Here is a 16,537-nt window from a genome sequence, read left to right on the forward strand (position 1 = left end):
GACAGCCCGGCGCGGTCAATCTTTCAAGAGAGCCGGGCGTTCAAGCGTCCGGACCGTGCGGCTTCGCCTCACGCCGCCAGCCGATGAGTTCATCGAAGACGACCAGCGCAGCACCGACCGAAATGAAGGCGTCGGCAAGGTTGAAGATGGCGAAGGACCAGACCGGCGTGTTGAACAGGATGTAGTCGATGACGTGGCCGTAGACGGCACGGTCGATGAGATTGCCGAGCGCGCCGCCGACGATCAATGCAAAGCCGATGCGGGCAAGCACATGGCCGGACGGCGTACGCGTCGCGAGATAGAGCACGAAAGCGACGACGAGAGCCGCAATCACCACCAGGCCGGTGTCACCGAAAGATGAAAACATCGAGAAGGCAATGCCGGTGTTGTAGGTGCGATACAGCGCCAGGAACGGCAACAGATCGATCTTTTCCTGGAAGGCGAGACCGGTCTCGACCAGGTGCTTTACCCACTGGTCGAGCGCGATTGCCGCGACAGCCAGCAGGACGTAGGGGGACCACGATTTCACGATTTGGTATCCTCAGGGGCAAGCTTCAGCGCGCCGCGCCGGATCTCGAAAAGCATGATGCCGGTGGCGACCGCCAGATTGAGCGAATCGGCGCGGCCTGCCTGGGGAATGCGCAGCAGCCTGTCGCAGCTTTCGGCCAGATTGTCGGGCAGGCCCTGTTGCTCGTTGCCCATCATCAGCAGCACCGGGCCTCTGGAGAAATCGACCGAGCGATAGTCGACCGCGCCCTTCAGATGCGTGCCGGCAACGAGGCCTGAAAAGCTGTTACGCCAGGCGAGAAACGCTTCCGGCGTGGCCTTGGTCACCGGCACGGCGAAGATCGAGCCCATGGTGGCGCGCACGGTTTCGACGGAAAAAGGATCGGTGGTTTCGCCGACCAGGATGACGCCCTTGGCACCGACGGCATCGACGGTGCGGATGACGGTGCCGAGATTGCCGGGGTCGCGCACCCGGTCGAGCGCCACCCAGACATCGCCGTCGCGGGCGCGGATGTCCTTCAAGGGCAGCAGTTTCTGCTGCAAGACGCCGACCACCATTTGCGGATTGTCGCGACGGGTGATGGCGACCAGCACTTTTTCGGAGACTTCGAGCACCGTGCCGCCGGCGGCAACCGTGCGCGCCGCCACCTTCTCGACCGCCGCATTGCCGCGCCCGGCCTTGGCGAAGACCAGCGTCTTGATCGACCAGCCGAGGTCGAGCGCGTCGATGACCAGTTTCAGCCCTTCGGCCATGAAGGCGTTCTGCTGGTCGCGGAATTTCTTCTGCGCCAGCGCCTTGATGTCCTTGATCAGCGGGTTGGCGAGGCTGGTGACTTCCTTGACCTGTCCCGGTGCGCCTGCGTGCCGCTCGTTCATCAGGCCACCCAACGCGAGAACAGCGAGGTCGACAGCGCGCGGCCGGCCGACTTCTCGCGGATAATCAGTTCGCCCGATTCAACCGTGCCGCCCATGCCGGCAAAGGTGTCGCGCAGCAAGGCATGGATGGCGAAGAAGGAGGCGCGGATCGAATAGGCGGTCAACACCACGGCCAGCGGTTTCGGCGTCAGAATCGCGCGGCAGAGGTCGGTCAGATCAGGCAGGTTCTCGAACAATTGCCAGACCTCGCCCTTCGGGCCGCGGCCATAGGCCGGCGGGTCGAACAGGATGATGTCGTAGCGGCTGCCGCGGCGCTCCTCGCGCTCGACGAATTTCATGGCGTCGTCGACGATCCAGCGGATCGGCTTGCTGCCGAGGCCGGCCATCTCCTGGTTCTCGCGAGCCCAGCCGATCGCCTTCTTGGAGGCATCGACATGGGTGACCTCGGCGCCCGCGCGAGCCGCTACGAGAGACGCGAGCCCAGTGTAGCCAAACAGGTTCAGCACCTTGACCGGCCGCTTTGCCGCCGCGATCAATGCGGCCATATGGTCCCAGTGCGAGGCCTGCTCAGGGAAGACGCCGACATGGCGAAACGAGGTGAAGCGGCCGAGATAGTCGATGCCATCATGCTTCATCGGCCAGGTCTCGCCGAGCGGCGTTGCGGGGAAGCGCCAGCGGCCGATGCCTTCTTCGTCGGTATCGCCGGTGAAAATCGCGTCGGCACGGTCCCAGTCCCTTGCCGGCAACGCCTTTTGCCAGATCGCCTGGCCCTCGGGCCGCACGATGCGATAGGGGCCGTACTGCTCGAGCTTTTGGCCGGCGCCGCTGTCGAGCAGCGCATAATCCCGATTGGGCGCCACTTCGAGGATCAGCGGCAGCCGCTCGGAGGGCAGGGCGCCCGAGCGGCGCGACAGGATGCGCGGCGCGGGTTTGGAATCAGACCGGTCGTCCGGTTTTGTCTCGTGTCGCTGCCTGGTTTCCGGTCGGACGGCGTCGGCGCCCGGCCGCAGCCGTGCCTGTTCCGCCCCGCCCTTTGCGGGCGGACGGTTGTCGCGGCGTTTGTCGCGAAAAGACTTCAAGCAGGAGCGTCTCCGGGGCCGAGTGGCCGCTTTTGGCATGAGGGCCGCGGCGGCGCAACAAGCGATGACGCTCGCGCTGTTGCAGCCACGCACTTGTGTTTCTGCCCGCTTCGTCTATGAGGGCCGCCTGTTGTTTCTGGAATGGGAGCGAAAGATGACGACCATCTTCACAGCGCACCCCGCAAGGGTTCCGGCGTAAGCCAGCATTTTGCTGACTGCCGCCGGTCGAACGGATGCCTGACGGCGTCCGATTCCTGATCTGTATCCAGAAGTGTTCTATCATGGGCAATTTTATCGGGGGCCTCGGCCCCTCTTCGTCGTGTGCCGCCCCGGCTGCACATATCCAGCACTATTTTTCGCCGCAGACATGGATCGAGGGCGCGGCGCTCGAGCAACTGACAACCGTCGCGGCGCTGCCCGGCGTCACCTCTGTTGCGGCTTTTCCGGATCTGCATCCCGGCAAATACGGCCCGACCGGCATTGCCGTGCTGTCGCAGCGTCTGCACCCGCAGCTGATCGGCAATGATATCGGCTGCGGCATGTCGCTGTTCGAACTCGACCTGCCGCTGCGCAAGCTCAGGATCGACAAGGCGGCCGAGCGTCTGCGCCAGCTCGAGGCGGAGGACGTCTTCGATCCGACCCAGGTTCTGGCGGCCTCGAACCTGCCGTCGGACCTCTATCCGCACGCGCTGGGTACGATCGGCGGCGGCAACCATTTCTGCGAGTTGCAGGCGGTCGACCAGATGATCGATGCAGCAGGCGAAGGCCTGTTCGATCGCCAGAAGCTGTATCTGCTGGTGCATTCCGGATCACGTGGCCTTGGCACTTCTGTCTTCGGACAGATGCTCGACCTCCAGTCCGCGATCACCGCAGGGCTTGATCCCGGTTCCACGGATGGAATGCACTGGCGCCGCCAGCATGATCTCTGCGTCGCATGGGCATCGCTTAACCGCAGGCTGATCGCGGAGCGTGCGGCAAGCGCGCTGCGCAGCGAGGTCCGGTTGGTCACCGATGTCCCGCACAACCTTGTTCGTGCAAGGGGCGACGGGTTTGTGCACCACAAGGGATCGGCCGCGATTTCCCGCGGAGACATCGCGCCCATCGCTGGGTCGCGTGCCAGCCTGAGCTATGTCGTGCACGCCCTGGACGGAACCGGTTCTTCGCTGGGCGGGATTTCGCATGGCGCCGGCCGCAAATATGACCGCGCCACGATGCACGGCCGGGTTGGCCGCAACAGGTCGGAGCGGGACGCCCTGCTGCGAAACGCCTGGGGCGGACAGCTGATCTGTGACGATCGCAATCTGGTCATCGAGGAGGCGGCAACCGCCTACAAGGATGCCGGTCAGGTGGTGCGGGATCTCGTCGAGGCGGGCCTGGTGACGGCACTCGCGGCGATGAAACCGCTGGTGACCTACAAGAAGGCCATCGAAGGCCCACCTGACCGCACACGCAGCAAACCGACCCGCGACCGTCAGGGAAGGAGGGATCGCCATGCCCGCGACTGATCTTCTGGTGACGTCCGGCAGCGGTCCGGTGGAATGCCGCGTCGCGCTGATGGCGCTGGTTGGCATCATCGAAGCCGAGGCCGGCCGGCGCGGTTGCACGATAGAGGTCACCTTCGGCCACCGGCCGGACCGGCATGGCGCCAAATCCGCTCTGCTTTCACTCGAGGGCGGGGGTGCCACCGCGCTGGCGGCGGAGTATTGCGGCACCGTCAAATTCGTCTTCAAGAGCCCGGTGCGCCCGAGCCACAAACGCCAGAACTGGTTTGTCGGCGTGAAGACGGTGGATCTGGCGGCCGCAGCGCCTGTCGAGGCTTCGATCGCGGCTGCCGACGTTCGGTTTGAGACGCTGCGCGCGGGCGGTCCCGGCGGGCAGCATCAGAACACCACCGACAGCGCGGTGCGCGCCGTGCATCTGCCGACCGGCATTGTGGTGACGGCACGCAACGAGCGCTCGCAGCACCGCAACAAGGCGATCGCGTTGCGGCGGTTGGAAGCAATGCTGCGGGTTCTCGCCGACCGCGAGGCCGAACAGACCAAGGCGGACATCTTCATCGCCAACAAGGCGCTGGAACGCGGCAACGAGGTCAAGGTGTTTCGGCTTTGATCTCTGGGTGGCGCGGCGGCATTGCCGGACGGGAAACCGTGCTTCCTGCCGCGCCCGTGCGGTTCTATCGTGGATCTGGTCCCAAGTATCGAGAATCATGTCCCGCTCCGAACGCCTGCTCGACCTGATCCAGATCCTGCGCCGGCATCGCCGGCCGGTTAGCGGCCGCACGCTTGCCGGCGAGATGGGGATCTCGATCCGCACGCTCTACCGCGACATTGCCACGCTGCAGGGACAGGGCGCGCCGATCGAGGGCGAGGCTGGGCTTGGCTATGTGCTCAGGCCCGGCTTCATGCTGCCGCCGCTGATGTTCACCGATGAGGAGATCGAGGCCATCGTGCTCGGTTCGCGCTGGGTCGCCAAGCAGCCGGATTCGCGGCTTTCGGCGGCTGCCACCGACGCGCTGGCCAAGATCGCCGCCGTGCTGCCGGACGATTTGCGCGAGGATCTGGATGCGACGACGCTGCTGGTCGGACCGCGCATCGAGGCAGTCGAAGGCATCGACCTCGGTCTGGTGCGGCAAGCCATCCGCAACGAGCGCAAGCTCGGCTTTCTCTATCGCGACGCCGGCGGTGCTGCTTCGCAGCGCATGGTCTGGCCGTTTGCGCTCGGCTTCTTCGACAAGGTGCGGGTGGTGGTGGCCTGGTGCGAGACGCGCCAGGATTTCAGGCATTTTCGCGCCGATCGCATCTCCCGGCTCAACGTCACCGAGACGCGCTATCCGCGCCGCCGCCAGGTGTTGTTGAAGGAATGGCGCGTGACGTTGGATGCGCCAAAGCGCCAGCCTGACGCGTGACACTTCTTTTTACGAGTTTGCAAATCACTGCTGCCAGAATCTGGCAGTAGGGCCGCCTATGCTCCTCCAATCGAAACCCCAGGAGAGCAGACATGACCACCCCCAACTTCATCATACTCTATGTCGACAAGCCCGAGCAGAGCGGCGCCTTCTACAGCGCGCTGCTCGGCCGCCGGCCGGTCGAGACGTCGCCGACCTTCGTGCTGTTCGTGCTCGACAACGGCTTCAAGCTCGGCCTGTGGTCGCGCCATACGGTGGAGCCGGCGGCCGCGACCGCTGGTGGCGGCGCGGAGATCGTTTTTGCGCTGGATACGCCGGACGCGGTCGATGCCACCCATGCCAATTGGGCCGGGCGTGGGCTGAACATCCTGCAGACGCCGACCGACTTGGATTTCGGCCGCACTTTCGTGGCGCTCGATCCCGACAACCATCGGCTGCGCGTCTATTGGCTGAACGACGGAGAACAGAAATGAGCGGGCATTGGATCGCGGTCGCTTCGGCAGAGCATGTGCGGCGCGGCCGGCAAGACGGCTTCATGCAGGTCAATCACGGCAAGGCTGCACCGCTTCGCCGCATCAAGCCGGGCGACGGCATCGTCTATTATTCGCCGACCACCATTTTAGGCCAGAAGGACGGCTTGCAGGCCTTCACCGCCATTGGCACGGTGCGGGATGGCGAACCCTATCAGGGCCACATGGGCGGTGGCTTCACGCCCTACCGGCGTGACGTCGCCTGGGCAAAGTCGCAAGAGGCGCCGATCAAGCCGTTGCTCGACAGGCTTGAATTCAGCGCCGGCAAGTCGAACTGGGGTTATCAGCTGCGCTTCGGCCTGTTTGCGGTCAGCGCGCATGATTTCTCGCTGATCGCCGAGGCGATGGGGGTCGAAATCAAGCAGGATCCTACGGCTTGAGCGCCTTGTAGACGGCAATGCCGGCGGCGAGGTCCTCGAGGGCCGCGCCGACTGACTTGAACAGGGTAATCTCGTCAGGGCTCTGCCGGCCTTCTTTCTGGCCGCGGGTCAGCTCATGCAGATCGGCGACGATGGCGTCCGCTTTCAGCACGCCGGAGGCCAGCGGCTGGACGATGTCGCCCGCCTCCTTGGTGGCGCCGGCACGTGTGTCGACATAGACACGGGCCCGCGCGATGGCATCGTCGTCGCTTTCGCGCATCGTCGGCGTGAAGCCGCCGACCAGATCGACATGGGTTCCCGGCCGCAACAGCGCGCCCCGGATCAGCGGCGTCGTGGTGATGGTTGCCGAGGAGATGATATCGGCCTGGCCGAGTTCGGCGTCGAGATCGCCTGCGGCTTGCGCGGCAAAACCTTCGGCACGCAAGCCGGCGGCAATCTTCTCGGCATTAGCCGGCGTGCGGTTCCAGATGCGGATTGATTTGATCGGCCGCACCGCCGAATGCGCCTTGGCCAGGAACGGCGAGAGCGCGCCGGCGCCGACCACCAGCAGCCGCGAAGCGTCCTTGCGGGCGAGATAGGAAGCAGCCAGCGCCGAGGCGCAAGCCGTGCGCCACTGCGTCAGCCGCTGGCCGTCGATCAAGGCTTCAGGCTCGCCGGTGGCGCCGTCGAGTAGGAGATAAAGTCCCATCACCGCAGGTTTGCCGATGGCATTGTTGTCTGGCGACACCGTGACGATCTTGACGCCGATATGGCCGCCGGCAGAGGTGCCCGCGGCGTTGAAGTCGGTCCAGGCCGGCATCAAAAGCAGGGTCGAGGCCGCGCCGTCGGGCCGTTCGACCGTGTGGTGATGACGCACCGGCTGCACGGCGCCATCACGAAAGGCCGCGCGCAATGTCTCGACCAGTCCGGGAAATGTCAGCGCATGGTCGACCTCGGCGGCCGAAATGGTCAGCATGAAAAACTCCGTGGACAAAGCGCGATCAGGCGCTTCAATTCGTCGGCTTCGGCAAGGCCGACCCGTGGGCCGGGCCCTGCGGCGCGGCCGGTGCGCGGCTGACCGCCTGGCGAAGGTTCTCGGCCTCGACGCCGCGCTGGCGTGCCAGCTTGCGATAGCGGCCCTGCCTGACCCAGGTCGCCAGGCTGCCGACGATCATGCCGATGGCGAGCGCCAGGAACAGGAAGATGAAGAGCGGCAAGGTCAGCGTCAGCGCCGGATTGCCGGGATGGAACGGGTCGAGCGTGAAGGCAACCAGTTCGCGGTTGGCCACAGCCAGCGCGATCAGGATGATGGCCAGCGGCACGAAGACCACGATGAGCAAGAAGCGATTGAACATAGTATTTCCTGTCGAAAGGCGGGCCGTGCCGACAGCCGGCATGGCCCATGAACCCGCGGCGCCTATTTGCCGCCGTTCAGCCTTTCGCGCAACTCCTTGCCGGTCTTGAAGAACGGCACCCATTTCTCCTCGACCTCGACGGATTCGCCGGTGCGCGGGTTGCGCCCGGTGCGGGCGGGGCGGTTTTTCACCGAAAAAGCGCCGAAGCCGCGCAGTTCGACCCGGTTGCCTTCGGCAAGGGCGTCGGTGATCTCGTCGAATATGGCGCCGACGATGTTTTCGACGTCGCGCAGGAAAAGATGCGGATTGCGCGTGGCAATAATTTGCACAAGTTCGGATTTGATCATGAGAGGGGTCCCCGTGAAAGCACTGCGGTCGAAATTATGAGGATGATTTTATTTGCTTTTTTCACTCGTCCCAGAAGGCTCATCAAGGGTGCCAGACAGAAACGAGACCGTCAAGAAACAAGCGGTCGGCGCCAAGTTCCTCAATAACGTCGCCGCTGGCGACCGGCAGGCCGAGCGCGCTGCCGATGTTCTGCGCCATCGCTTTCGAGAACAGGAAGGCACCGCGCTTTTCGGTGCTCTTCCATTCCACCACCTTGAGCTTGGCATTGACACCCTTGGTGGCCAGCCAGTCGATCGCCTCGGTCTCGCCGCCGACGGCGTCGATCAGCCGGTTGGCGACGCCCTGCCGGCCGGTGAAGATCGAACCGTCGGCGAGCGCCAGCGCTTCCTCGCGGGTCATCTTGCGGCGTTCGGCGACGATGCCGACGAACCAGTCGTAGCTGTCGAGGATGAGTTTGCGGACCATGGCGCGCTCGTCGTCATTGGTCGGCTTGAAGGGCGAGGGCGAGGCTTTCAACGGTGAAGATTTCACCTCTTCGAGCTTGATGCCCAGTTTGTCCATGAGACCACTGACATCGGGATACTGGATCAGCACGCCGATCGAGCCGACGATCGAGGTTTTGCGGGCGACGATATGGTCGGTGGCGGTTGCGATCATGTAGCCGGCGGACGCGGCGAGTGTGCCGACCTCGGCCACCACCGGCTTGTCGGCGGCGAGCTTGCGCACTTCCTCGTAGATGGATTCGCCACCGACCGTGGTGCCGCCTGGCGAATCGATCGACAGGATCACGCCCTTCACCGTCGAGGATTGGCGGATGGTCTCCAGCCGTTTGATCAGTTCCTCGTCCTCGGTGATGGTGCCTTCGATCCTGACCTTGGCGATATGATCGACGCTCGCGCCGGCGAAGTCGTCGCCGTAGACCCAGGCTGAAAGGGCGATCAGCCCGGCTGCTGCAACAACGATCGCCGCGACACGCCAGAATGTCAGCTTGCGCCGCAAGCGGCGGCGGTCAATCAGGTCGTCGGCTCTCAGTGCCATGGTCAGCCTCATAGTCGGTGGGAAGAGATGCTTTTAGAGCAACCGTCCGCGCCGGGCTACCGTTTCCTGACGGGCGCGCGCCAAACACGGGATCGTCAACGCCTGCGAAACGGTACTTGATGAAAAATTAACGCTGCGCGGCCGTATCTGGTATGAAGTGCGGACAGTTGTGTTGACTTCATTTTCGTTTGTACAACAGCAGCCGTCACATTTTTGCGATTTTCCTCCGCTTGTGCTTGCTTGCGGAGGTCGACATCCCACCTATGTGCGGTGTCTGGCGGGCAAGGGTTTATAGAAAGCAGTTATGTTAGCGCGACCGAATGAACCGACCAATGCCGAGACGGTATTGGCTCCTGCGGTGCCCGGCACTGTGCGGGTCGACGCCTTTGGCCTTGCGCAGCGCCATTCGCGTCGTGTCCGCGTCTTGAAGTTCGTGGTGCCGCTGGCTGCCGCCCTAATCGCCATTGCCTTTCCAGTGTACTCCTATCTTGCGGCTCCCATTTCCGTCCGGGTGCAGGCCGATGGCACCGCCTATGCCGACGGCAAGCTGGTGATGGCCAACCCCAAGCTCAACGGCTTCACCAAGCAGAAGTTGCCCTATTCGCTGACGGCCTTGCGCGCCATCCAGGACGTCGGCAAGCAGGACATCATCGATCTCGAGGGCATCAACGCAAAAGTGCCGCTCACGGCCGACAATGTGGCAATGGTCAATGCGACGCGCGGCATCTACGACCGCGCCGGCAACACGATGAACCTGACCAGCGACGTCACCGTGACCACGACCGATGGCGTCGAGGCGAAATTCAAATCGGTCTTTCTCGACATGGGCAAAGGCTCTATGAAGACGGACGATCCCGTCGACGTCAGCCGTGGGGGGTCGCGTATCACGGCGGATAAGATGTCGGTCCAGGACAATGGCAAGGTCCTGGTTTTCGAAAACAAAGTGCGCGTCAACATTGATCCCGCCAGTCTGAAGGCGGCACAGGCAAAGAGCGGAGAATCGAATGCGGCCCAGTAGTTCGACACGGCTTGTGGCCGCAACTTCGGCGCTGCTGCTGCTGGGGCTGGTGCCATCGCTGGCCCAGTCCAGCACCAGTCAGGTGTCCGGGCTGCAATTGTCCGGCGACAAGCCGATCCAGATCGAAAGCGACAAGCTCGAGGTCCGCCAGGCGGATAGCCTCGCGGTGTTCACGGGCAATGTCACGGTCATTCAGGGGCCGACCATGCTCAAGGCCGGCAAGATGACGGTCTACTATGTCAAGGATCCCAACGCCGCCAAGGGCGCCGCCGCCAACGCCTCGGCGATGACAGGCTCGGCCAACATCGATCACCTGGACGTCGACAACCGGGTCTATATCAAATCGAACGACCAGATCGCCACCGGCGACCGCGGCACTTTCGACATGAAAACCGAAGTGCTCGTCCTGTCCGGCAAGGAGGTTGTGCTGTCTCAGGGCGACAACGTCCTCAAAGGCTGCAAGCTGACCGTGCAGATGAAGAGCGGCCTGGCCCAGGTCGACGCTTGCGGTGGGCGCGTCATCATGTCGATCACACCACCGCCGAAGAAGCCCTAATGGCCGGCGTATCGTCGCTGATGGCGCGTCTTCCGGGGCGGGCCGCCAGCAAGCTAGCGGCACCGGCTACGGTCAACGTCGACGCGGGAAAGTTCAAGGGAACCTTGATCGCGAAAGGCCTGACCAAGAGCTACAAGGGCCGCAAGGTGGTCAGCGGCGTGACCATCGGCGTGCGCGCCGGCGAGGCGGTCGGTCTGCTCGGGCCCAACGGCGCCGGCAAGACGACCTGTTTCTACATGGTTACCGGACTGGTGCCGGTCGACGAAGGCACGATCGAGATCGACGGTTTCGACGTCACCTCGATGCCGATGTATCGCCGCGCCCGTCTCGGCATCGGCTACCTTCCCCAGGAAGCGTCGATCTTCCGCGGCCTCAATGTCGAGCAGAACATCCGCGCCGTGCTGGAAGTGGTCGAAAAGGACCGCAAGGCGCGCGAGCGGGCGCTGGACGAATTGCTCGAGGAATTTCACATCAGCCATTTGCGCAAGTCGCCGTCGATGTCGCTTTCCGGTGGCGAGCGGCGACGCCTTGAAATCGCACGCGCGCTGGCGACGCGCCCGGCCTACATGCTGCTCGACGAGCCTTTCGCCGGCATCGATCCGATCGCCGTCGCCGATATCCAGCAGCTTGTGCGCCATCTGACGGCGCGCGGCATCGGCGTGCTCATCACCGATCACAATGTCCGCGAGACGCTCGGCCTGATCGACCGCGCCTACATCATCCATGCCGGCCAGGTGCTGACGCATGGCCGGGCCGATGAGGTGGTCGCCAATGCGGATGTGCGGCGCCTGTATCTCGGTGAGGGATTTACGCTCTAAGCGCGAAATCCCCGTCCAATTCGATTTTTCAAGAAGATTTCGATCGTTTTCCGCGATTTTTCCAGACGCTAACGCCGGGGTAACCGGCTTTTGCTAGCAATTGCCTTGACAAGCAAAAGCCGGGCCAGTTTCTATGACCGGCAGGGAAAATTTGTCCCGACAGTCCTGGATGCGTATACGAGGCGTTTGAAACCGAACCATGGCTCTGGCTGCCAAACTACAGCTACGACAATCTCAGTCGCTGGTGATGACGCCGCAACTGATGCAGTCGATTCGGCTGCTGCAGCTCACCCATGTGGAGCTCGAACACTTCATCGACGATGAGATCGAGCGCAATCCGCTTCTGGAGCGCGCCGAGCCGCAGGACGACGCCGTCAGCGACCAGGCGCAGAAGGCTGACGCCGTACCCGAAGCCGCTGCCGAGGGCGACTGGTTCGAGGCCGAGACGCAATGGAGCGCCGAGGCGATCTCGGACAAGCTCGACACGTCGCTGGAAAACCTGTTTCAGGACGATCCCGGCACGAGCGAGCGGCTAGGGCCTGATCTGACGGCGCAATGGAAATCGGCCGCCGGCAACAGTTCAGCGTCCTCGGGCGAAGGCTTCGACGTCGGCGACATGGCCGCCGCTGCGATTACGATGCGCGAGCATGTCGGCGAGCAGATTGCCCTTGCCTTTGCCGATCCGGCGGAGCGGCTGATTGCCGGCGAGCTGGCCGATGGCCTCGACGAGGCCGGCTACATGCGCGCCGATATGGCGGAGATTGCGGCCCGTCTCGGCACCGACGCCGCCTCGGTGGCCAAGGTGCTGGCGGTCTGCCAGACATTCGAGCCCGTCGGCCTGTTTGCTCGCGACCTCGCCGAATGCCTGTCGCTGCAGCTCGTCGTGCGCGACCGGTTCGATCCGGCGATGAAGGCGCTGATCGCAAACCTGGAACTGCTGGCGCGGCGCGATTTCCAGACGCTGAAACGAATTTGCGGCGTCGACGAAGAGGATCTTCTCGACATGCTGGCCGAAATCCGGGCGCTTGACCCGCGACCCGGCACAGCGTTTTCGGGCGGCACCAGCGACGCCATCGTCGCCGATGTCGAAGTGCGGGCGGCAAACGATGGCAGCTGGACGGTGGAGCTCAATGCCGAAACGCTGCCGCGCGTGCTCGTCGACCACATCTATTTCGCCCAGGTTTCGCCGCAGGCGAAAAACCAGACGGAACGGGACTTTCTGGCCGAGTGCCTGCAAAACGCCAACTGGCTGACGCGTAGCCTCGACCAGCGGGCCAAGACCATCCTCAAGGTCGCCTCGGAAATCGTGCGCCAGCAGGACGCGTTTCTCATGCATGGCGTGCGTCACCTCAGGCCGCTCAACCTGCGCACGGTGGCCGACGCCATCGGCATGCACGAATCGACCGTCAGCCGGGTCACAGCCAACAAATACATGCTGACGCCGCGCGGCGTGTTCGAACTGCGCTATTTCTTCACCGCTTCGATCGCCGCATCGGGCGGCGGCGATGCGCATTCGTCGGAAGCGGTGCGCGATCGCATCAAACAGCTGATCGACGAGGAGAAACCCGTCGACGTGCTTTCCGACGACGCGATTGTGGATATGTTGCGGGAAAATGGCGTCGATATCGCCCGGCGCACGGTCGCCAAGTACCGGGAGGGCATGAACATTCCGTCCTCGGTGCAGCGGCGGCGCGAAAAGCGCGCGCTGGCCAGCGCGGGGCGCTGAACGCCGGCTGGATTTCCACAGTTTTCGCGCTTCATTGACAAGCCGCAATGAAGTGGCTAGAAGCCCGCCCGCATGAGACGGGCTGGATTGCCCGCATGCGAATGGTCCGTCACGACGTAGGCCACGGGACGGCCAAGAGGCGGCTTGTGATCAATCGGAAAGTCCGGATTTAAATCGGCGCGAGTGACGCCGCAAAGCTTGTGCGCACGGACCACGAGTATAAACTCTGGCCAGTTTGAAGCCTGAGCAAGGAAGGTCAGTTTTCAGATGAAGCTGCGCATATCAGGAAAACACATGGACATTGGCGATGCGTTTCGTACGCGCATCACCGACCGTGTCGGCGAGGCGATCGGGAAATATTTCGATCGGGGCTTTTCGGGGCACGTCACCGTAATCAAATCAGGGTCGCGTTATTCGGCCGATTGCATGATCCGGCTCGATTCCGGCGCTTCGCTGCAGGCAACGGGCGATGCCCAGGATCCGACGCTTGCCTTCGAGGCCGCCGCCGATCGTCTCGAAACCCGCCTTAGGCGCTACAAGCGCCGGCTGAAATCGCACAATTCGGGGGCCTCCAATGGCGAGCCGACCGACATCGCCTATACGGTGATGGCGCCGCTTGCCGATGACGACGAGGACATCCCGGAGAATTTCGCGCCGGCCATCGTTGCCGAATCGACCATGACGCTGCAGACCATGTCGGTGGCGTCAGCCGTGATCGAGCTCGACACCAAGGACAGCCCGGTTTTCGTCTTCCGCAACGCCGGAAACGATCATCTCAACATCGTCTATCGCCGGCCGGATGGAAATATCGGCTGGATCGACCCGTCCACGACCAAAGTCGCACAGGCGTAACGACTATGGTCGCACAGGGATAGAAGCCAGCCACGCGAGGGGCGAGGACTGGCGACGGCAGGCGAACAAGGGAATTTCAAGCATGGATCTGAGCGATCTTATCAACGTTCCGGCGATCATGCCGGCGTTGAAGGCGAACTCCAAGAAGCAGCTGCTGCAATTGCTGTCCGAAAGGGCCGCGGCAATTTCGGGCATTCCGGAGCGGGAGGTGTTCGACACCATCCTGCAGCGCGAACGGCTGGGCTCCACCGGCGTCGGCAACGGCATCGCCATTCCGCATGGCAAGCTCGCCGGGGTGAAGCGCATCGCCGGGGTTTTTGCCCGGCTGGAGACGCCGGTCGATTTCGAGGCGCTGGACGACCAGCCGGTCGACCTGGTGTTCCTGCTGCTGGCGCCGGAAGGGGCAGGTGCCGATCACCTCAAGGCTTTGTCACGCATCGCGCGGGTGTTGCGCGATGCCGACACGGTGGCCAAGGTCAGAGGCACGCGCGACGCAGTGGCAATCCACGCGCTGCTGTCGGATACGCAGGCCTCGCACGCAGCCTGACGTTTTTTCGAGTTGAGCTTTTCGATAAAGTCTGCCGGGGGCCGCGATGAGCGGCCCTGCCTGTTTCAGCCAACCAGTTCGCTTAATGGATAGCGACGGTGGTCAGGTCGTTTTCCATGGCGCCGGCCAATGCCCGGTCGCGCGCGTCGGAAAGCAGGATCGGCTGGCCGTTGGCGGCAAACAGCGCCCATAGCTCCATGCCGGGCTCGATTTCACCGAGGCCGGGGAAGCGCCCGAGCAAATCGTCGCTCGACACTTTCCGGAGATAGGCGACCGAGCCTTCGCCGAGATGGGCGAATTCGCCGCTGGTCATGGTGATGGTTTCGTCAGTTCTGGTCATTTCAAGCCTCCTTGGCGCGAGACGCCGCCCTTTTCCGGGGCAACAGGCCATCCCGCATGAGAGCCATCGGCAAAGATCAGTCTTTCACCGATATATTTATTTTTCGTACCAGCCGTGCGGTGTCAGGCCGATCGAGGTCGATCGACAACAGGCCGTTCTTCAGCTCCGCCGCGATCACCCGCATGCCGTCGGCCAGCACGAAACAGCGCTGGAACTGGCGCGCGGCGATGCCGCGGTGAAGGAATTCGCGCTCGGTGTCGTCGTTCTGACGGCCGCGCACGACCAACTGGTTCTCCTCCGTCGTGACATCGAGATCGCTTTCCGCGAAACCGGCGACAGCGAGCGTGATGCGCAGCCTTTCGGCCTTGCCGTCGGCACCGCTGAGGCGCTCGATGTTGTAGGGAGGATAGCTGTCACCGGATTTCGCCAGTCGTTCCAAGGTCTTTTCCATGGCATCGAAACCCAGGAGAAGCGGGCTGGAGAAGGGCGTCATTCGGCTCATGTTACACTGTCCTCTTTGGAGCGACATAAACTGGAAAAACCCGGATGGCATTTTTCCCGATGGTCTTGATATGGTCCGCGCCGCGGCCAAGTTCAAGCCGTCAAAAAACCCCGCCCAAAAAGACTCCCCAGACAAGGAAATGAAATGCCCAAAGCCCGCAAGATCATCATCGACACGGATCCCGGCCAGGACGATGCCGTCGCCATATTGCTGGCGCTCGGCAGCACCGAACTGGAGATCGTCGGCATCACCGCTGTTGCCGGCAACGTGCCGCTGAAGCTGACCGAGAAAAACGCGCGCAAGATCTGCGAACTGGCGGGACGGCCGGAGGTCAAGGTCTATGCCGGCGCCATCCGGCCGCTGGCGCGGCAGCTTGTCACCGCCGAGGAAGTGCATGGCAAGACCGGCCTCAACGGACCGCAACTGCCCGAACCGACAATGAAGCTGCAGGACCAGTACGCGGTCGATTTCATCGTCGAGACGCTGATGAAAGCGCCGAGCGGCACGATCACGCTCTGCCCGCTCGGGCCGCTCACCAACATTGCGCTGGCGCTGATCCGCGAGCCGAAGATCGCGCCGCGCATCAAGGAAATCGTGCTGATGGGTGGCGGGTTCTTCGAAGGCGGCAACGTCACCCCGACCGCCGAGTTCAACATCTATGTCGACCCACACGCTGCCGATATCGTGTTCAAATCCGGCATTCCGATCGTCATGATGCCGCTCGACGTCACCCACAAGGCGTTGACCACGGCCAAGCGCACGCAGGCCTTCCGCACGCTCGGCACCAGGGTCGGCAATGCCACCGCCGACATGCTCGAGTTCTTCGAACGCTTCGACGAAGAGAAATACGGCACCGATGGCGGACCGCTGCACGATCCTTGCGTCATCGCCTATTTGTTGAAGCCCGAGCTGTTCAAGGGCCGCAACTGCAACGTCACGGTGGAAACATCCTCGGAACTGACCATGGGCATGACCGTGATCGACTGGTGGGGCGTGACCAAGCGGCCGAAGAACGCCATGGTGATGCGCGACATCGACCATGACACGTTTTTCGCGCTGCTGGTGGAGAGGTTGGGGCGGCTCTAAGAGTTTCCTTCTCCCCGTTCACGAGGAGAAGGTGCCGGCAGGCGGATGAGGGGCGGCGTAAACGTTTCACATTATGCTTGCAGCCTCGGCGCCGC

At 63.3% G+C, this 16,537-nt stretch carries 21 protein-coding genes; 12 read left to right on the plus strand and 9 right to left on the minus strand.

Annotation, left to right across the window (positions count from 1 at the left end; genetic code table 11):
- Positions 1–40: 40 nt before the first annotated feature.
- From lspA to AC1DXU_RS26545, 3 genes are read right to left on the minus strand one after another with little or no spacing between them, the layout of a single operon-like run.
- A complete protein-coding gene (lspA, locus tag AC1DXU_RS26535) occupies positions 41–529 on the minus strand; it encodes a signal peptidase II (RefSeq protein ID WP_477373752.1) in 489 nt (162 codons plus the stop codon).
- Positions 526–1,383, minus strand: a complete 858-nt coding sequence (locus tag AC1DXU_RS26540; protein WP_477373754.1) for a TrmH family RNA methyltransferase — start codon at positions 1,381–1,383, stop codon at positions 526–528. The genes lspA and AC1DXU_RS26540 overlap by 4 nt, the downstream gene beginning before the upstream one ends.
- The gene (locus AC1DXU_RS26545) at positions 1,383–2,462 is read right to left on the minus strand and encodes an RsmD family RNA methyltransferase (protein WP_477373756.1); all 1,080 of its coding nucleotides are present in this window, start codon (positions 2,460–2,462) and stop codon (positions 1,383–1,385) included. The genes AC1DXU_RS26540 and AC1DXU_RS26545 overlap by 1 nt, the downstream gene beginning before the upstream one ends.
- 281 nt (positions 2,463–2,743) lie before the next feature.
- On the opposite strand from AC1DXU_RS26545, the gene AC1DXU_RS26550 reads away from it, so the two are divergent.
- From AC1DXU_RS26550 to AC1DXU_RS26570, 5 genes are all read left to right on the plus strand, one after another.
- Positions 2,744–3,967, plus strand: coding sequence for an RNA ligase RtcB family protein (locus AC1DXU_RS26550; protein ID WP_477373758.1), 1,224 nt, complete (start codon positions 2,744–2,746; stop codon positions 3,965–3,967).
- On the plus strand, positions 3,954–4,571 hold the full coding sequence (prfH, locus tag AC1DXU_RS26555) for a peptide chain release factor H (RefSeq protein WP_477373760.1): 618 nt from the start codon (positions 3,954–3,956) through the stop codon (positions 4,569–4,571). Before AC1DXU_RS26550 ends, prfH begins: the two co-directional genes overlap by 14 nt.
- A gap of 97 nt (positions 4,572–4,668) precedes the next feature.
- A complete protein-coding gene (locus AC1DXU_RS26560; RefSeq protein ID WP_477373762.1) occupies positions 4,669–5,367 on the plus strand; it encodes a helix-turn-helix transcriptional regulator in 699 nt (232 codons plus the stop codon).
- Between the two features lie 92 nt (positions 5,368–5,459).
- Positions 5,460–5,840: a VOC family protein gene (locus tag AC1DXU_RS26565; RefSeq protein ID WP_477373764.1), complete on the plus strand. Its 381-nt coding sequence runs from the start codon at positions 5,460–5,462 to the stop codon at positions 5,838–5,840.
- A complete protein-coding gene (locus tag AC1DXU_RS26570) occupies positions 5,837–6,277 on the plus strand; it encodes an EVE domain-containing protein (protein ID WP_477373766.1) in 441 nt (146 codons plus the stop codon). The genes AC1DXU_RS26565 and AC1DXU_RS26570 overlap by 4 nt, the downstream gene beginning before the upstream one ends.
- On the opposite strand, the gene lhpI is transcribed toward AC1DXU_RS26570, so the two are convergent.
- From lhpI to sppA, 4 genes are all read right to left on the minus strand, one after another.
- Positions 6,267–7,232 (minus strand): bifunctional Delta(1)-pyrroline-2-carboxylate/Delta(1)-piperideine-2-carboxylate reductase, encoded by a 966-nt coding sequence (lhpI, locus tag AC1DXU_RS26575; protein WP_477373768.1) that lies wholly within the window; start codon positions 7,230–7,232, stop codon positions 6,267–6,269. The genes AC1DXU_RS26570 and lhpI overlap by 11 nt on opposite strands.
- A gap of 34 nt (positions 7,233–7,266) precedes the next feature.
- A complete protein-coding gene (locus tag AC1DXU_RS26580) occupies positions 7,267–7,611 on the minus strand; it encodes a DUF1049 domain-containing protein (protein WP_477373770.1) in 345 nt (114 codons plus the stop codon).
- Positions 7,612–7,673: 62 nt separating this feature from the next.
- Complete coding sequence (locus AC1DXU_RS26585) at positions 7,674–7,958, minus strand: integration host factor subunit beta (protein ID WP_006200394.1); 285 nt, start codon at positions 7,956–7,958, stop codon at positions 7,674–7,676.
- An 82-nt stretch (positions 7,959–8,040) separates the two neighbouring features.
- The gene (gene sppA / locus AC1DXU_RS26590) at positions 8,041–8,997 is read right to left on the minus strand and encodes a signal peptide peptidase SppA (protein WP_477373772.1); all 957 of its coding nucleotides are present in this window, start codon (positions 8,995–8,997) and stop codon (positions 8,041–8,043) included.
- Between the two features lie 304 nt (positions 8,998–9,301).
- Here sppA and lptC point away from each other — a divergent pair, with 304 nt between their 5' ends.
- The 6 genes from lptC to ptsN all read left to right on the plus strand — a co-directional run bounded on the left by lptC (position 9,302) and on the right by ptsN (position 14,514).
- Positions 9,302–10,015 carry an LPS export ABC transporter periplasmic protein LptC gene (lptC, locus tag AC1DXU_RS26595; RefSeq protein WP_477373774.1) on the plus strand — a complete coding sequence of 238 codons (714 nt, stop codon included), beginning with the start codon at positions 9,302–9,304 and terminating at the stop codon, positions 10,013–10,015.
- Entirely contained in the window at positions 10,002–10,571 is a 570-nt protein-coding gene (locus AC1DXU_RS26600) for an LptA/OstA family protein (protein WP_477373776.1), read from the plus strand. The genes lptC and AC1DXU_RS26600 overlap by 14 nt, the downstream gene beginning before the upstream one ends.
- Positions 10,571–11,389, plus strand: coding sequence for an LPS export ABC transporter ATP-binding protein (gene lptB, locus AC1DXU_RS26605; protein WP_477373778.1), 819 nt, complete (start codon positions 10,571–10,573; stop codon positions 11,387–11,389). The genes AC1DXU_RS26600 and lptB overlap by 1 nt, the downstream gene beginning before the upstream one ends.
- Positions 11,390–11,588: 199 nt before the next feature.
- Complete coding sequence (rpoN, locus tag AC1DXU_RS26610) at positions 11,589–13,115, plus strand: RNA polymerase factor sigma-54 (protein ID WP_477373780.1); 1,527 nt, start codon at positions 11,589–11,591, stop codon at positions 13,113–13,115.
- Positions 13,116–13,382: 267 nt separating this feature from the next.
- On the plus strand, positions 13,383–13,967 hold the full coding sequence (hpf, locus tag AC1DXU_RS26615; RefSeq protein ID WP_477319036.1) for a ribosome hibernation-promoting factor, HPF/YfiA family: 585 nt from the start codon (positions 13,383–13,385) through the stop codon (positions 13,965–13,967).
- 82 nt (positions 13,968–14,049) lie between these two features.
- Positions 14,050–14,514 (plus strand): PTS IIA-like nitrogen regulatory protein PtsN, encoded by a 465-nt coding sequence (gene ptsN, locus AC1DXU_RS26620; RefSeq protein ID WP_477249196.1) that lies wholly within the window; start codon positions 14,050–14,052, stop codon positions 14,512–14,514.
- 82 nt (positions 14,515–14,596) lie between these two features.
- Here ptsN and AC1DXU_RS26625 read toward each other — a convergent pair whose 3' ends face one another.
- Together AC1DXU_RS26625 and AC1DXU_RS26630 are read right to left on the minus strand one after the other, a co-directional pair.
- Complete coding sequence (locus AC1DXU_RS26625) at positions 14,597–14,854, minus strand: BQ00720 family protein (protein WP_477319038.1); 258 nt, start codon at positions 14,852–14,854, stop codon at positions 14,597–14,599.
- A gap of 76 nt (positions 14,855–14,930) precedes the next feature.
- The gene (locus AC1DXU_RS26630; protein ID WP_477373782.1) at positions 14,931–15,356 is read right to left on the minus strand and encodes an Hsp20 family protein; all 426 of its coding nucleotides are present in this window, start codon (positions 15,354–15,356) and stop codon (positions 14,931–14,933) included.
- Between the two features lie 144 nt (positions 15,357–15,500).
- Here AC1DXU_RS26630 and AC1DXU_RS26635 point away from each other — a divergent pair, with 144 nt between their 5' ends.
- Positions 15,501–16,442, plus strand: a complete 942-nt coding sequence (locus tag AC1DXU_RS26635) for a nucleoside hydrolase (RefSeq protein ID WP_477373784.1) — start codon at positions 15,501–15,503, stop codon at positions 16,440–16,442.
- Positions 16,443–16,537 lie beyond the last annotated feature (95 nt).

It is taken from the genome of Mesorhizobium sp. P3_A10 (assembly GCF_056403175.1).

Excerpts from the sequence above, each read along its gene's own strand:
- AC1DXU_RS26585 (WP_006200394.1), bottom strand. The coding sequence starts at position 7,958 with ATGATCAAATCCGAACTTGTGCAAATTATTGCCACGCGCAATCCGCAT.
- lhpI (WP_477373768.1), bottom strand. The coding sequence starts at position 7,232 with ATGCTGACCATTTCGGCCGCCGAGGTCGACCATGCGCTGACATTTCCC.
- prfH (WP_477373760.1), top strand. The coding sequence starts at position 3,954 with ATGCCCGCGACTGATCTTCTGGTGACGTCCGGCAGCGGTCCGGTGGAA.
- rpoN (WP_477373780.1), top strand. The coding sequence starts at position 11,589 with ATGGCTCTGGCTGCCAAACTACAGCTACGACAATCTCAGTCGCTGGTG.
- AC1DXU_RS26580 (WP_477373770.1), bottom strand. The coding sequence starts at position 7,611 with ATGTTCAATCGCTTCTTGCTCATCGTGGTCTTCGTGCCGCTGGCCATC.
- hpf (WP_477319036.1), top strand. The coding sequence starts at position 13,383 with ATGAAGCTGCGCATATCAGGAAAACACATGGACATTGGCGATGCGTTT.
- AC1DXU_RS26570 (WP_477373766.1), top strand. The coding sequence starts at position 5,837 with ATGAGCGGGCATTGGATCGCGGTCGCTTCGGCAGAGCATGTGCGGCGC.
- AC1DXU_RS26625 (WP_477319038.1), bottom strand. The coding sequence starts at position 14,854 with ATGACCAGAACTGACGAAACCATCACCATGACCAGCGGCGAATTCGCC.
- AC1DXU_RS26560 (WP_477373762.1), top strand. The coding sequence starts at position 4,669 with ATGTCCCGCTCCGAACGCCTGCTCGACCTGATCCAGATCCTGCGCCGG.
- AC1DXU_RS26635 (WP_477373784.1), top strand. The coding sequence starts at position 15,501 with ATGCCCAAAGCCCGCAAGATCATCATCGACACGGATCCCGGCCAGGAC.
- lptC (WP_477373774.1), top strand. The coding sequence starts at position 9,302 with ATGTTAGCGCGACCGAATGAACCGACCAATGCCGAGACGGTATTGGCT.
- lptB (WP_477373778.1), top strand. The coding sequence starts at position 10,571 with ATGGCCGGCGTATCGTCGCTGATGGCGCGTCTTCCGGGGCGGGCCGCC.
- sppA (WP_477373772.1), bottom strand. The coding sequence starts at position 8,997 with ATGGCACTGAGAGCCGACGACCTGATTGACCGCCGCCGCTTGCGGCGC.
- AC1DXU_RS26540 (WP_477373754.1), bottom strand. The coding sequence starts at position 1,383 with ATGAACGAGCGGCACGCAGGCGCACCGGGACAGGTCAAGGAAGTCACC.
- AC1DXU_RS26630 (WP_477373782.1), bottom strand. The coding sequence starts at position 15,356 with ATGAGCCGAATGACGCCCTTCTCCAGCCCGCTTCTCCTGGGTTTCGAT.
- ptsN (WP_477249196.1), top strand. The coding sequence starts at position 14,050 with ATGGATCTGAGCGATCTTATCAACGTTCCGGCGATCATGCCGGCGTTG.
- AC1DXU_RS26565 (WP_477373764.1), top strand. The coding sequence starts at position 5,460 with ATGACCACCCCCAACTTCATCATACTCTATGTCGACAAGCCCGAGCAG.
- AC1DXU_RS26600 (WP_477373776.1), top strand. The coding sequence starts at position 10,002 with ATGCGGCCCAGTAGTTCGACACGGCTTGTGGCCGCAACTTCGGCGCTG.
- AC1DXU_RS26550 (WP_477373758.1), top strand. The coding sequence starts at position 2,744 with ATGGGCAATTTTATCGGGGGCCTCGGCCCCTCTTCGTCGTGTGCCGCC.